Source organism: Streptomyces luteolus (assembly GCF_029968015.1).
In the GTDB taxonomy this organism is placed as follows: domain Bacteria; phylum Actinomycetota; class Actinomycetes; order Streptomycetales; family Streptomycetaceae; genus Streptomyces; species Streptomyces luteolus.
In genome coordinates this window covers 214,164-227,398 of sequence record NZ_JASCIS010000003.1, presented here as the reverse complement: position 1 = coordinate 227,398, position 13,235 = coordinate 214,164, and the positions used below count along the sequence as shown (strand labels likewise).

Annotated in this window: 13 protein-coding genes; 8 read left to right on the top strand and 5 right to left on the bottom strand. The window is 74.1% G+C overall.

The window, feature by feature from the left end; genetic code table 11:
- Nucleotides 1-74: 74 nt before the first annotated feature.
- The gene (locus tag QIT00_RS04260) at nt 75-707 is read left to right on the top strand and encodes a DNA polymerase ligase N-terminal domain-containing protein (RefSeq protein ID WP_282533697.1); all 633 of its coding nucleotides are present in this window, start codon (nt 75-77) and stop codon (nt 705-707) included.
- A gap of 71 nt (nt 708-778) precedes the next feature.
- On the opposite strand, the gene QIT00_RS04255 is transcribed toward QIT00_RS04260, so the two are convergent.
- Nucleotides 779-1,321: a type 1 glutamine amidotransferase domain-containing protein gene (locus QIT00_RS04255; protein ID WP_282533696.1), complete on the bottom strand. Its 543-nt coding sequence runs from the start codon at nt 1,319-1,321 to the stop codon at nt 779-781.
- Nucleotides 1,322-1,575: 254 nt separating this feature from the next.
- Nucleotides 1,576-1,701, bottom strand: coding sequence for a hypothetical protein (locus QIT00_RS04250; RefSeq protein ID WP_282533695.1), 126 nt, complete (start codon nt 1,699-1,701; stop codon nt 1,576-1,578).
- Between the two features lie 293 nt (nt 1,702-1,994).
- Between QIT00_RS04250 and QIT00_RS04245 the strand changes: the two genes are divergently transcribed.
- The 3 genes from QIT00_RS04245 (at nt 1,995) to QIT00_RS04235 (ending at nt 4,029) form a co-directional block, all read left to right on the top strand.
- Nucleotides 1,995-2,483, top strand: a complete 489-nt coding sequence (locus QIT00_RS04245) for an HPP family protein (RefSeq protein WP_282533694.1) — start codon at nt 1,995-1,997, stop codon at nt 2,481-2,483.
- Between the two features lie 120 nt (nt 2,484-2,603).
- Nucleotides 2,604-3,098, top strand: a complete 495-nt coding sequence (locus tag QIT00_RS04240; RefSeq protein ID WP_282533693.1) for a peptidylprolyl isomerase — start codon at nt 2,604-2,606, stop codon at nt 3,096-3,098.
- A 439-nt stretch (nt 3,099-3,537) separates the two neighbouring features.
- Nucleotides 3,538-4,029, top strand: coding sequence for a DedA family protein (locus QIT00_RS04235; RefSeq protein ID WP_282533692.1), 492 nt, complete (start codon nt 3,538-3,540; stop codon nt 4,027-4,029).
- Between the two features lie 27 nt (nt 4,030-4,056).
- On the opposite strand, the gene QIT00_RS04230 is transcribed toward QIT00_RS04235, so the two are convergent.
- A complete protein-coding gene (locus tag QIT00_RS04230) occupies nt 4,057-8,046 on the bottom strand; it encodes a CHAT domain-containing protein (RefSeq protein ID WP_282533691.1) in 3,990 nt (1,329 codons plus the stop codon).
- A gap of 81 nt (nt 8,047-8,127) precedes the next feature.
- Between QIT00_RS04230 and QIT00_RS04225 the strand changes: the two genes are divergently transcribed.
- The 3 genes from QIT00_RS04225 (at nt 8,128) to QIT00_RS04215 (ending at nt 10,012) form a co-directional block, all read left to right on the top strand.
- Nucleotides 8,128-8,514, top strand: coding sequence for a hypothetical protein (locus QIT00_RS04225; RefSeq protein ID WP_282533690.1), 387 nt, complete (start codon nt 8,128-8,130; stop codon nt 8,512-8,514).
- Nucleotides 8,515-8,546: 32 nt separating this feature from the next.
- On the top strand, nt 8,547-9,488 hold the full coding sequence (locus QIT00_RS04220) for a hypothetical protein (protein WP_282533689.1): 942 nt from the start codon (nt 8,547-8,549) through the stop codon (nt 9,486-9,488).
- Between the two features lie 98 nt (nt 9,489-9,586).
- Nucleotides 9,587-10,012 carry a VOC family protein gene (locus QIT00_RS04215; protein WP_282533688.1) on the top strand — a complete coding sequence of 142 codons (426 nt, stop codon included), beginning with the start codon at nt 9,587-9,589 and terminating at the stop codon, nt 10,010-10,012.
- A gap of 45 nt (nt 10,013-10,057) precedes the next feature.
- Here QIT00_RS04215 and QIT00_RS04210 read toward each other — a convergent pair whose 3' ends face one another.
- The gene (locus QIT00_RS04210; protein WP_282533687.1) at nt 10,058-10,759 is read right to left on the bottom strand and encodes a haloacid dehalogenase type II; all 702 of its coding nucleotides are present in this window, start codon (nt 10,757-10,759) and stop codon (nt 10,058-10,060) included.
- A gap of 91 nt (nt 10,760-10,850) precedes the next feature.
- On the opposite strand from QIT00_RS04210, the gene QIT00_RS04205 reads away from it, so the two are divergent.
- Nucleotides 10,851-11,396, top strand: coding sequence for a CGNR zinc finger domain-containing protein (locus QIT00_RS04205; RefSeq protein WP_282533686.1), 546 nt, complete (start codon nt 10,851-10,853; stop codon nt 11,394-11,396).
- A gap of 289 nt (nt 11,397-11,685) precedes the next feature.
- Here the strand turns inward: QIT00_RS04205 and QIT00_RS04200 are convergent, their stop codons facing one another.
- The gene (locus tag QIT00_RS04200) at nt 11,686-13,092 is read right to left on the bottom strand and encodes a helix-turn-helix domain-containing protein (protein WP_282533685.1); all 1,407 of its coding nucleotides are present in this window, start codon (nt 13,090-13,092) and stop codon (nt 11,686-11,688) included.
- Nucleotides 13,093-13,235: the final 143 nt, after the last annotated feature.

Genomic DNA, 13,235 nt, shown 5'->3' with positions numbered 1-13,235 from the left:
CCTCCACTGGCTCATGGGGACGGGTGCCCAGGCCGCGCCCGTTTCATCTTCGGAGTACGGAGAACCCGGACACCATGGCTGAGGACCGAAACCTGGGCGCCTACCGCGGCAAACGCGATTTCGGCCGCACCGCCGAGCCGAAGGGCGGATCGGCTGCGTCAGCCGACGAGGACCGGCATCGCTTCGTCGTGCAGATCCATGACGCCTCCACTATGCACTTCGATTTCCGGCTCCAGGTCGGCGACGTACTGAAATCCTGGTCCGTGCCGAAAGGCCCCTCCACCGATCCGCACGACAAACGCCTGGCGATGCCGACCGAGGACCATCCGCTGGAGTACGAGGAATTCGAGGGCGTGATTCCGCAGGGCGAGTACGGCGGCGGCACGGTCATTGTCTGGGACAGCGGAACCTATCGCCCGATGAGCCATGACAAGAAGGGCCGCCCGGTGCCGTTCGATGAATCCCTGGACCGGGGACACGCCACTTTCTGGCTGAACGGCTCGAAATTGCACGGCGGTTACGCGCTGACCCGGTTCAGGGGAGGGGACGAAGGTGAGGGCGAACGCGAGGCATGGCTCTTGGTGAAGGCCGACGACAAGCGCGCCCGTGCCGGTCGCGGCACCCCCGACCCCCGTCGCGCCCGCTCCGTGCACAGCGGCCGCACCCTCCACCAGGTGGCCGAGCAGTCCGGGGCGGAGCCGCACTGACCGGCCTCCTGGACAGGACGGGAGGACGGGAGGGCGGGAGGACGGGAGGACGGAGGGCGGGGGACGGAGGGTCAGACGCTCTGTCGGCTGAACACCTCCAGGAGCGCCGCACCGAACGCGGGCAGGTCGTCCGGTTTCCTGCTGGTGACCAGGGCGTTCGACCCGTGGTCGCAGATCCGGACCTCCTCGTCGACCCACGTGCCGCCCGCGTTGCGGATGTCGGTGCGCAGGCTCGGCCACGAGGTGAGGACCCGGCCGGAGACGACGTCCGCCTCGACCAGCATCCACGGCGCGTGGCAGATCGCCCCGACCGGCAGGCCCAGGTCGAAGAAGTCCCGTACGAAGGAGACGGCCCGGCCGTCCAGGCGCAGCGCGTCCGGGTTGGCCACACCGCCCGGCAGGACGAGGCCGTCGAAGGCGCCGGCGGAGGTCTCGCCGACCACCTCGTCCACCGGGAACGTGTCCGCCTTGTCGAGATGACGGAAGGCCTGGATCCTGCCCTGCTCGGTGGAGACGAGGACGGGGGTGCCGTCGGCTTCGGACACCGCCCTCCAGGGTTTGGTGAGTTCGATCTGCTCGACGCCCTCAGGCGCCGCCAGAAACGCGATACGCATGACTGCTCGATCTCCTCTCGGGCTTCCCACCCGTCCGCCGGACCGGCGGACGGACGGATCGCCCGGCTCACGAAGGCGCACGGCGGCGCACCGCCGCCAGGAACGGGCGCTCCGAGTACCCGAGCACCAGGCCCCGACACGTGCGCCTGCCCGGACATCCGGAGGAGGCAGCACGCGGGGGCAGCACGCGGGGGCAGGACGGAGCGGCGGCACGGCTCGGGCGGTGTTCGCCGCGCGGATCACGTTCGGCCTGGTCAGCAGACCCGTAGCGCCGCGGCAGGCACGGCAAGCAGGATCTCGGACCGTACGAGCCGCTGCGCGCGGTGCCGGTCGAGGTGATCCGCGACGATCTCGTGCGCGCGCTCGCGCTCGCGCCCCACGAGTCGGCGGGAGACAGTCGGACCGCGATTCGGACCGCGATTCGGGCCGCCGCTCGGGCCGCCGCTCGGGCCGCGATTCGGGCCGCCGCTCGGGCCGTGATTCGGACCGCCGCCAGGGTCGCCGCTCGGGCCGCGATTCGGACCGCCGCCCAAGGCCCTGAGAAGGCGTCCGCCGCCTGAGACCCACGTCTCACCAGGGAGGACGTATCTCGCCATGGGGACCCTCCGTGCTGCGCGTTCAACATTCTGTTTAGGATCTGCGGGTCCCGCACAGTACCGCCCCCGGAGCACGCATGACCTCCCCGCCGTCCGCCGCACCCAGGCCGAGCCTCCCGCATCTGCTGCGGGTCACCGTCTTCGCGATCGGTGCGCTCATGCTGCTCGTGACGGTGGGCGTGGTGCTCCACCAGCCGCTGCTGATCCCGCCGTTGGCGGCCAGCGCGGCCCTCGTGCACGGTGCCCCCGGACTGCCCCTCGCCCAGCCGCGCAATCTCGTCGGCGGGCATCTGATGTCCGCCGTGATCGGCTTCGCGACCCTCGCGGTGGCCGGGAGCAGCGCGTGGGCGGCGGCCGTGGCGGCGGGCCTCTCGCTGGGGGCGATGATGCTGACCCACCTGTCCCACTCCCCGGCGACGGCCACCTCGGTGATCGTCGTGCTGCAGGCCCCGCACCCGCTCCCGTTCCTGTCGCTCCTCGCGCTCGGCGCCTGCCTCCTCGTCGCCATCGGCCTGCTGCCCGGACGGATAGGCGCCCACCCGGTCCGGTATCCGGTCAGCTGGTGACGCGTACCCCCGCGACCCCCGCGACCCCCGCGACCCCCGCGACCCTCCGATCGGTCCGAACGGACAGGTCGCGTGCCGCAGCGTTTCACCATCCGGGCAGGAAGATGTGAGGATACGGCCATGAGTAACGTGTTCTTCGACATCACCATCGACGACCAGCCCGCCGGGCGGATCGTCTTCAAGCTGTACGACGACGTGGTCCCCAAGACCGCCCAGAACTTCCGTGAGCTGGCCACCGGCGAGCACGGCTTCGGCTACGAGGGCTCCGGCTTCCACCGGGTCATCCCCGCCTTCATGCTGCAGGGCGGAGACTTCACCAAGGGCGACGGCACCGGCGGCAAGAGCATCTACGGCGAGAAGTTCGCCGACGAGAACTTCCAGCTGAAGCACACCAAGCCGGGCCTGCTCTCCATGGCCAACGCCGGGCCGAACACCAACGGTTCGCAGTTCTTCATCACGACGATCGTCACCGACTGGCTGGACGGCAAGCACGTCGTCTTCGGCGAGGTCGTCGAGGGCATGGACGTCGTCAAGGCCGTCGAGGCGAAGGGCTCGCGCAGCGGTGCCACCAGCGCGAAGGTCGTCATCGCCAAGTCCGGTGTCGTCGACGCCTGATCCCGGCCCCACGCCGGTGCCCGCTCCCGCGGCGCACCACTGAATTCCGAGCACCCGGTGACCCGTTCACCGGGTGCTCGCGCGTTCGGCGCCCGCCTTCCCCGCCGGTCCGGTCCCGTCCAGGCCGGGAACCGCCGACCGGCCGACGGAGCGTACGGGTGTTCGCTTAACCTGGCAGTGTCGGACGGCCCTGGTGAGGGGCCGTACGGCAGGCCCGGCGCACGGCGGTACCCTGCGCAGGGCTCGGGGGAACCGGCGCCGACCCGGCACGCGGGCGCGCGGAACCGGCAGAGGCGGATGCAGGTGAGGAATGGACAGCAGTCCCGTGCGCGAGGCGGCTCGGCCGCGACGGGAGCCGGGCGACCGGTGACCGGGCGAGCACACCGAGCACACCGAGCACACCGCCAGGAGCGCCGGGGCCGTACGGGGGCGGGTCGTCGTGGATAAGGTCCTGCTCACGGCCGCCGGCCTGTACGTGATCGTCCTGCTCCGGGCCGGCGGGACCTTCGCCCTCGGCTGGCTCGCCGGTGCGGGCGCCCGGCGCAGCAGGTTCGGCGAGCGGATCTCGCAGTCCAAGTTCCAGCGCGTCGAGAGCGCCATCCAGCGGTGGGGCGCCCCGGTCGTCGCCGTCTCCTTCCTGACCGTCGGCTTCCAGACCGCCGCCAACTTCCTCGCCGGCAGCATGCGCATGCCGCTCACCCGCTACCTCCCCGCCCTGTTCATCGGCGGCGCCTGCTGGGCCCTGCTGTACGCGACGGCCGGGATCGGCATCCTGGAGATGCTGGGCAGGCTGTTCGCCCAGCACACGGCGCTCGGTGCGGCTGCCGTCGCGGCGCTGGTGCTCGCGGTGGGCGCGCTGGTGGTGTACCGGCGCAGGCGCCGAAGCAGCGCGGAGACGGTCTCCGAGGACGCGACGGCCGACGAGTCCTGAGGGCAGGCCCCGGGAGCCCGGACTCACTCAGGGCCCCGCGTGCACCTGGCAGGCCCACAGACTCGGGGTCCGCGGATACGTGTCCCGCAGCGCGCGCACCGCCGCGTGCAGGGCTTCAGCCGCCCGGTCGACGTCGAGCCCGCCGTCACCCGCGGCCAGCGCCTCGTACACGCTCCGGGCGACGCCCGCGCCGATCGTGTCGTCCACGTGCCACAGCGAGCCGATCACGTGCGGGAAGCCCGCGATCTGCAGGGCTCCGACGATGTGCACGGCCTCGTCGGCGAGTTGGGGGCTGGTGCGCAGCGTGTCGCAGGCCGACAGATAGGCGAGCCGCACCGACGGCAGCCGCAGCCGCGCGAGGTCACGGACCGTGAGCGGACGCTCCGCGTGGTCGTGCAGGACGAGCCGGCTGCCCGACGGCCGGACCAGGTCACCGAGCGCGTGGCAGGCGAAGTGGGCGTACGCGGAACGGGGCAGAGCCGCGAGCACCGCCGGCCGGGTCGCCGAGTCGTCCGCGAGCACCTCGGCGCCGGGCAGCAGCCCCGCCACCTCCGCCGCCTCGCGCCGCGCCGCCGGCAACGGGGCGAGCCCGCCCGCCGCGCCCACGGCCACGACCAGGGCCCCGCCCGCCGCTCCCCGGCCCTCCGCACGCGCGGCCCGCGCACGGGCGTGGTGCAGCGCGCGCAGCGTCGGCGTGTACGAGGACACGACCCGGTCGAGCGCACCGGGCCCGCCCTCCGCCGGGGTGGCGGCATGCAGCGGCAGGGTGCCGAGCACCCCACCGAGCGACCACCACACGCGCCCGCCCACACCCGGCCCCAGCTGGTCGAGCACAGGCCCGGTGACCGCCTCCCACAGCCAGCCGAGGGTGCCGTGGACCGTACGCTGCGCCCGCAACGACTGGTCGCGCGAGGTGTCCGGCGCCTCGATCCGCAGCAACGCGTCCTGAAACGCCCTCAGTTGACCGGCGACAGAGTCCGGGTCGAGGCGGGCGAGCGGCACGGCGTCCACGCCCCGCGCGGTGACGACCAGGGCATGACTGCCGTACGAGGAGACATTGACCAGGACCACCGGGCCCGGCTCGGCGATGGCGCGCAACTCCTGCTCGTCCCACGCACGGACCGGGCGCAACAGGCCGAGGCCGGGGTGCTCGGCGCGGATCCGCCGCGTGAGCTCCCGCCACTCGGTGGCGAGCTGCTGACGCCGGTCGGCCTGAGCGTCCTGCGGGTCGAGCGCGCCCGGGGCAGCGGGCAAGGCCGGGTCGCGGGCGGCCTCGGGCTGAGCGTCCGCGTCCTCGGCCAGCAGGCCCTGGTTACCGCCGAGCGTGGCCGCGTCGAGCGCGTCGCGCAGCGCCGTGAACCGATCGGCCAGGTCCGGGGCCTCCTCCCGGAGCCGGGTGAGGTCGCTGTCGGCGTCGAAGGCATGCGAGAGGATCACGCCCCTGGCCTGTTCGAGCAGCCCGACCGCGAGCCCCGGTCGCCCGCACCGCACCGCGCAGGCCGCTGCCGCCGCACCGAGCCCCACCGTCCGGCTCAGCCGGAACTCCTGATCGTCACGGACCAGATGGCGGGGCGCGACGGACTGCAGCAGGTCGACCGCCAAGACATAGCCGTCCAACGCCCCTTCCCAGTCGCCTAGTTCGGCCCGCGCCTCACCCAAGGAGCGCGCCGCGTCGAGGCGCAGCCACGGGTTGCCCTGCTCCTCCAGGGCCGCCGCCTCGAACGCCTCGGCGGCCTCGACCAGACGTGCCTGGCGACGCCGACGGCGGCTCGGGACGAGCGAGCGCTGCCGCAGCGTGCTGCCGAGGTGGGTCAGACGCAGCGTGCGCTGCGGATGGCCGGGCGGCGTCAGCTCCACCGACCGCCGGAACAGGGCCACCGCCTCGTCCCGCACCCCCGACGACACCAGCGCCCGCGGGCTCACGAGCCGCGCCCCGGCCGCCACGGTCAGCGCACCCGGCAGTACGGGCGAGTGCGCGGGCAGCGCGGCGATCGCCAGGTCGGCAAGGTCACGCGCCTCGCGGGCCTCGTCGATCCGCAGCGTCAGGCCGATACGGGTGAGCAGCGTGATGGCGAGATTCAGCCGCCGTGCCGGCAGCATCGGGTCGTCGTCCGGTGTCAGGGCGACCGCCTGCCTCAAGTGGCCCACGGCTTCGTCGAGTTGGGCGCGAGGATGGGCGGCACGCTCGTACCCGGTCGACAGGCTGATGCCGAGCGAACTCGTCAGCGCCGCCCGGTGCCTGGGGCCGAGGCCGGGCAGCGCGGCGGCCCGGCGCCGGAACTCCTGGGCCTCCCGCAGGTCCTCGCCGTCATCGGTCAACTGGTGGCGCAGGCTCAGCACGGCCCCGAGGTTGAGCAGCCGCACCCCGAGCAGGGCGTGGGCCCCGGGTGTCAGCGTCACCGCCTCCCGGTGCGCGCGCACCGCCTCGTTCAACCCGTCGGCGCCGCCGGAGCGTTCGTACGCCGCCCGCAGCACCAGGCCGAGGTCGTTGAGGGCCAGGGGCCGGTCCGGGTGCTCCTCGGGCATCAGCGCGAGGAACGCGCGCACCTGCCGCAGGGCCTCGTCCAGCTCGGAGCCGTCCGCCCGCGGGTTGTGCAGGTGACGGGAGTAGAGCGCCATCGCGCGCTCCAGGTACGGGGGTCGGGGTTCCGTGAGGGCGGCGGCGGGCGAGGTGCCGGACGTGTCTGCGGGAACGGGAGGCTCCGTCGGCTCGGCGGCGTCCACAGGCTCGGAGGTGAGGGCGAGTGCCTCGTCCAGGTCGCGCGGGTCGCCGGTCATCACATGCCGGGCGCGCAGCGCATTGCCGAGAGCGCTCCGCAGCACGCCCTCCTCCTGCGGATCCGTGGCCGCCCGCAGTGCCTCGCCGAGTACGGTGACGGCCTCGTCCAGGTCCGTGGGCAGACCGGTGTACTGCGCCCGCAGCAGGAGCGCCGACCCCAGGGTGTGGCCGGTGAGGGCGGGCCCGTCGGGGTTGCCGGGCACGGCGCGGCGGCACACGTCGACCAGCTCGTCGCAGGCCTCGGGCGTCGCGCCCTCCCGCTGCAGCCACAGCAGCAGCGCGCGCCCCAGGGACCGGAGGCAACTCGGCATCAGCGGGCTGCCGGAGGGGAGTTGCGCCAGTACGTCACGAGCCAGGCCGACCGCCTCGGCCAGGTCTTCCGGGTCGTACGACGTCAGGTAGCGCTCGTGCAGCCGGTCGCCCAGGGCGTGCAGCGCGTGCAGCCGCTCGGGGGAGTCGGCGGGAAGGGTCCGCAGGGCACGGCGGGTGAGCCCCAGCAGGTCGGGCCCTGCCGGTTCGTCGGCGCCCCCGGCCGTGGAGGCCAACTCCCCGAACGGCCAGTCCCGTCCGGCGAGTTGGAGGGCGCGGGCCAAGGCGGCGGCACGGTGCGCGTGCGCCGGCTCGTACTCCGGTGTGGCGAGGACCGCGAGGCTGCCGCAGCCGACCGCCGTGGCGCGTGCGATCTCGGGCGGGAAGCCCATGCGCGCGAACACCCCGGCCAACTCGTGGAGCCGGCGCACGTCCTCGGTGGCGTCGGCCGAAGGCGAGTCCTGCCGCCCCTGCGCGACCAGTGCCAGGGCGGCGCACTCGGCCGCCCACTCGGCCGGGCCGTCCGCGTTCGCCGGGTCGGGTCGTACGGCGGGGTCCAGACTCGCGAAGTGCTCCGCCAACGGCTCGGGCACCAGGGACGGGTCGGCGACCCACACCGGGAAGAGCAGCGTTCCGGCCATGCTGCCGTGGACGGTGCCGTGGCCCCCGTCGTCGGCGGCCGCGCGGGCGGCGCACAGCCAGCCCGCCGCGTGCCGGGCCTCCAGGTCGGTCCGGGGGTCGGCGGCCCGCAGCAGCGCGCGCAGCTCGGCGTCGGCCGCGCCGCCCGACACGGCTTCCGCCCGCACCTGCCCGTCCTCGGTCCAGGACCGCAGGACACGGTCCCGTACGGCCTGTACGAGCCGGTCGCGCTCGCCGCCCACCCATCCCGCCGGACGGTTCTCCACGTCCGGGTCCCGATCGTCCCTCACGTCGCCTTTTCTCCCCTCGCAGGCGGCCCAAGGATGTCAGGAAACCCCTCAACAGGCCTGCCGCTGCGGCACACTTGAGCCATGACCGCACCGGCCGACCGCCCCCGACCCGACCCCAGGACCGCGGCGCTCTGCGCACTCCTCGGCTCCACGGCCGAGGTGCGGCGGCTGCCCGAGGTCGAGGCCGCGGCCCGGCGCGCCACGGACCTGCTCCGCTCGGGCGCCGACCCCGCAGCGCTCGAAGCCTGTTTCGACGTACTCGACCGGGAGCTGCGCCGGGCCGGGGACGCGGGCGGACTCGTGTACGGCTCACGCGGCACACGCGCGCCGGGCGTCGTGCCGCACCTCAAGGTGGCCGTCTGCCCGGCCCCGGACCGCTGTACGCGCGTGGAGCGGGCCCGCGACCTGCTGCCCGCGCCGCCCTGCGCCGTCCACGGCACCCGCATGCTCAAGACCCGCCTGCGCTGACCGGCGCCGCTCCCGGAAAGCGCCGCGAACCCATGAACCCGCTCCTCACCACCCTGGGCAGCAAGCTCACCGAGCGCTGGCTGAACCTCCTCGTGCTGCCCGGTGCGCTCTTCCTCGCCGCCACCGCCCTCGGCGCGACCCTGGGCCACCGCCACTGGCGGGACCTCGACCTGCTGCGCACCACTCTGGACGACCTCGCGGCCCGCCCCGCACTCGAACGCCCGGGCACCGCCGCCCTGTTGGTGGCCCTCGCCCTGCTCGCGGCGGCCGCGGCCTCGCTCGCCGCGCAGTTCCTCGGCGGCGCCATCGAACGGCACTGGCTCCGCCACCCCCGCGGCCCGCTCACCCGCGCCCTCACCGAGCGCCGCCGACGGCGCTGGGCGGCGCGGGACGCGAAGGTGGACCAGGCACTGCGCCAGACCGTCGCGCACACCGACCCCGGCGCCTGCGACGAGTCGCCGCACCCCGACTCGCCCTCCGCCCGCGCCCTCGCCCGCCTCCAGGCCCGCATCGAGCACCGCGACCGCGTCGCGCTCCGCAACCCGGCCCGCCCCACCTGGTACGGCGACCGCATGCAGACCACCGCCGACCGGGTCGCCGACGCGTACGGCGTGGACCTCGCCGCGCTCTGGCCACGCCTGTGGCTGACCCTCCCCGAACCGGCCGTACGACAGCTCCAGTCCGTCGGCGACTCCTTCTCCGCCGCCGCCCGTCTGGCCGCCTGGGCCGTGGCGTACGCGCTGCTCGCCTGCTGGTGGTGGCCCGCCGCGCTGGTGGCCGTGGGCTGCGCGGCCGTCGCCCGCACCCGCGCGCACACCGCCCTGGACGCGCTGGCCGAGCTGATCGAGGCGGCGGTCGACGTGCACGGGCGTGAACTGGCGGCGCGCGTCGGCCTGTTGGCGCCCGAGTCCACGGGGCGCCTGGGCCCGGAGACCGGCGACCTCCTGTCGGAGCTGTTCCGAAAGGCCGAATGAGGGCTCTCCGGAGCGCGCGTACGTCCGCGTGGACCCGCCCCCCGGACCGCAGCCGCCTCCGCGGTTCCGCCGTACCCCGCTGGCAGGCTACGAGCGGCATGACGCGCCCGCACCGGGGCGCCGCCGACCACACGTACCGCCCTCCCGGAGGAACGATGGACCACCTCACCGTCACCGGCATCACCGCGGACCTGGCCGTCCCCGACATCGCCGCGGCCCGCGGCTTCTACACCGGCTATCTCGGCCTGAGCGTCGAGGACTTCAACCTCGGCTGGGTCGCCCGCTACCGCTCTCCGGACGGCCGCGCCGAGATCCAGCTCCTCACCCGCGACGCCACCGCGCCGCGCAACCCCGTCGTCTCGGTCAAGGTCGGCGCGGCCGTCGGCGAGGCGTACGAGGAGGCGAGGCGGCGCGGCTTCGAGATCGTGCACCCACTGACGGAGGAGCCGTGGGGCCTGCGGCGCTTCTTCGTCCGCGCACCGGACGGCAACATCCTCAACATCGTGAGCCACCGCGACGACTGACGGCACGTCATCTGAACGGCCTCCACCAGCCACGGGGCACATCACCTACAGGAAACGGCCACCCCGGGCCGCGGACGCCAACTCCTCCAGGCTGTCGAAGCGCGCGTCGAACCGGTCGGTGTCCCGCGGCGGGTCGCCGGCCGGGCGCCGCACGTGGGCCGTTCGCATGCCGACGGCCTGCGCGGCACGGAGGTCCCAGGCGTGCGCCGCGACCATCAGGACCCGTTCGGGCGGGCATCCGGCGGCGTCGAGCGCGAGCCGGTAGACCTCCGGTGCGGGTTTGCAGGCGCGGGCGTCGTCGGCGGAGAGGGCCAGATGCCAGCGCAGTCCCCCGTACGAGGAGAGCCGGAGCAGCGTGGCGCGGTCGGCGTTCGACAGGCCGATCACGGGGAAGTGGCGGGCGATGTCCGCGAGTCCGGCGACGGAGTCGCCCCACGGTGGAAGGCGCTGACTCGCCGTGGCCAGCCGCTCGATCGTCAAGGGGTCGGTCACACCCGCCAGTTGGGCGACCTGCCGGGCGGCTTCGCCGTCGAGGGTGGCGGAGTCCGCGTAGGCGCGATCGCCCCGTCCGATGCGGGCCTGCTGCCGCGCGACGTACTCCTGCCAAACCGAGGCGAGGTGATCGTGCGGCGTGGTGTCAGCGGTGGGGACGGCCTCCCGGAGGGCCGTCCGCAGCCCGCCCGGCTCGTCGACCAGCGTGCCGAGGACGTCGAAGACGACCACCTCGATGCCGGATGCCTCACCCATGTGCGTCTCCTCGCCCTCGGCCGGCCGTGCGTCACCGGTTCAACTGGTGACGATGGTTGCCCGGACGACCGTCACCGGTCAAGATGGTGACGTGAGATTCGCCTTCGTGAGCGGCAGCCCGGCCCTCGACCTCATCGGCACGGTGGGCTCCCGCAGGGACACCCCCGTCGACCTCCTGGCCGGCCCCGCCGACCTCCGGCAATGGGTCCTGGAATGCGGCGAGTTGCCCGATGACGTGCGCGTGGACGAGCCGAGCTTCACCTCGGCGCTGCGGCTCCGCGAGGCGCTGTACGAGCTGGCGCTCGACCGCCTGCGCGCCCGCGCCTTCTCCCGCGCGTCCCTGGACGTCGTCAACGAAGCCGCCGCGGCCCCGCCCCCGGTCGCCGAACTCACGGACGCGGGACTGACGTGGTCCGGCGACATCCGCGCCGTCCTCGCCCATGTCGCCCGCAGCGGCATCGCCCTGCTCGCCGACCGCGACGCCTGCCTCAAGGAGTGCGGCCGCACGGGCTGCACGCGCCTGTACGTCGACCGCTCCCGCGGCGCCCGCCGGACCTGGTGCGGAATGGACGCGTGCGGCAACCGCGTGAAGGCCGCGGCGTACCGGGCCCGGAAGAGAGGGAGTTCAGAGCTCTGAGGTGCAGGGCCCGTCTCCCCGGTCTTCGCGGGCCCGCGACGCCTGGCGCGCCCTCTCGCCGCACGCCCGCATCAATCAAGTACGTCCAGTACGAGGGCGATCCGGACGCACTCCCCCAGCCTGCGGCCGGGGGGACCCCAGAGCACGCTCCCCCAAGCTCTCGACTCCTCCCCCAGCCTCCGGCCGGGAGGTGCCCCCAGAGCAGGGGGAGCCAGGGGAGCCCCATGACGCCGCGGCCTGATCCGCGAAGATCGGGAAGACGGGCCCCAGCGCTCAGGCGGTCACGCGGTCACTCCACCCGCTCGATCCACTCGCTGCCGCCCAGCGGGTAGTCGTAGCCGGGCCGACCCTTGTTGCCGCTGGTGCGGAACGGGACGCCGGAGTTGTCGACCTTGACGGTGCCCCGGCGGTCGCCGCTCGACCAGGTCAGGGTGAGTTCCCAGCGGACGTCGTGCGCCACCGTGTGCGCCGAGACGTAGAAGACCTTCGGGTCGGACTCGCTCACCTTGTAAGGGAAGGCGCCCTGGCTGTTCTTGGCGGTGACGACGGGGCTGCCCGCGTCGAGGTCGATGTCGAACGACTTGGTCTGCACGTCGCCGCCGCAGCCCACGCCCATCGAGTAGTCGTTCCACGCGAGCGGCGCCGCCTTGCCGACCACGCGCACCCGCAGCGACTCCAGCACGACCGTGTCGTCGCCGGTGCCCTGGATGGTGAGCGCCACCCGCTGTTCGCCCCCGGAGACCGCCCCGTAGGCAGCCGACCAGCGCTGTGCGTCCTGCTCGCTCGCGGGCGGGCCGACCTGCTCGGGCTCGCTGTCGACGAGGAAGTGCTGGGCGCACGGATTCTCGTACACGTACGGGCGGGTGGCGACGTGCAGAGGGGCGGCCGAACTGTCGCCGGTCCCGGCTCCGTCCCGCCGCTCGCCGCCGCCCTTCGCGTCCCCGTCCGTGCTCGCGTCGGCGCCCTCGGTGGACTCACGCGGCGTGGCGGACTTGGACGGCGACGCGGGCTCGTCGTCCTTCCCGCGCGCGGGCGGCGATGCGGAGGCCGACACAGACGGCTCCGCCTTAGCGTCCCCGCCGCGCGCCTCACCTCCCCCGCCCGGCGGTAGTACGGCGAGCGCCACGGCCCCGAGCGCGGCGGCCACCGCGACGGCGGCGATCAGCGCGGTACGCCGCCGCTTCCCGGTCCGGGCGGCGGACGGCACATCGGAGACCACCTGCTCACCGGACGCACTGCTCTCGACACGCTCCCCGGGCTCCTCGCGCTCCCTGGGCTCCCCGGCCTCCCCGGGCTCCTCGCGCTCCCTGGGCTCCCCGGCCTCCCCGGGCTCCCTGGGCCCCCCGCGCCCCCCGGACTCACCAGACTTGCTGTCCGGTAAGGGAGTTGCTGAAGCCCCCTGCGACGCGGGACCCGCCCCGCCCTCCGCTCGGCGCCCCCGGGACGCGTCCGCCAGGATCCACTGCCGGTGCAGCTCGACCAGCTCGTCGGGCGTCGCCCGGCACAGGCGGGCCAGCCGTTCCACCGGGGCGTAGTCGTTCGGCACCGCGCTGCCGTTGCAGTAGCGGTGCAGGGTCGACGTACTCATGTGGAGCCGCTTGGCCAGCGCCCCGTAGCTCAGCCCGGAGCGGTTCTTCAACTCCCGCAGCAGCCTTGCGAACTCGTCCCTGCCCGAGGACCCAGCAGTGCCCGACATTCGTTCCTCCCCGTTCCACGTGTCCCAGTCCCGCGTTCCAGGGACACGGCGTTCCCCCTGGTCAGAGCCGTATCGGCGTTCCAGCGTCCCCAACTGGCGGCCAGCTGTGGCCGTCGGGACGGATCACCGCACAAGCTCCACTC

Coding starts and splice junctions, on each gene's coding strand:
- QIT00_RS04260 (WP_282533697.1), top strand. CDS start 75: ATGGCTGAGGACCGAAACCTGGGCGCCTACCGCGGCAAACGCGATTTC.
- QIT00_RS04255 (WP_282533696.1), bottom strand. CDS start 1,321: ATGCGTATCGCGTTTCTGGCGGCGCCTGAGGGCGTCGAGCAGATCGAA.
- QIT00_RS04245 (WP_282533694.1), top strand. CDS start 1,995: ATGACCTCCCCGCCGTCCGCCGCACCCAGGCCGAGCCTCCCGCATCTG.
- QIT00_RS04240 (WP_282533693.1), top strand. CDS start 2,604: ATGAGTAACGTGTTCTTCGACATCACCATCGACGACCAGCCCGCCGGG.
- QIT00_RS04225 (WP_282533690.1), top strand. CDS start 8,128: ATGACCGCACCGGCCGACCGCCCCCGACCCGACCCCAGGACCGCGGCG.
- QIT00_RS04220 (WP_282533689.1), top strand. CDS start 8,547: ATGAACCCGCTCCTCACCACCCTGGGCAGCAAGCTCACCGAGCGCTGG.
- QIT00_RS04215 (WP_282533688.1), top strand. CDS start 9,587: ATGACGCGCCCGCACCGGGGCGCCGCCGACCACACGTACCGCCCTCCC.
- QIT00_RS04210 (WP_282533687.1), bottom strand. CDS start 10,759: ATGGGTGAGGCATCCGGCATCGAGGTGGTCGTCTTCGACGTCCTCGGC.
- QIT00_RS04200 (WP_282533685.1), bottom strand. CDS start 13,092: ATGTCGGGCACTGCTGGGTCCTCGGGCAGGGACGAGTTCGCAAGGCTG.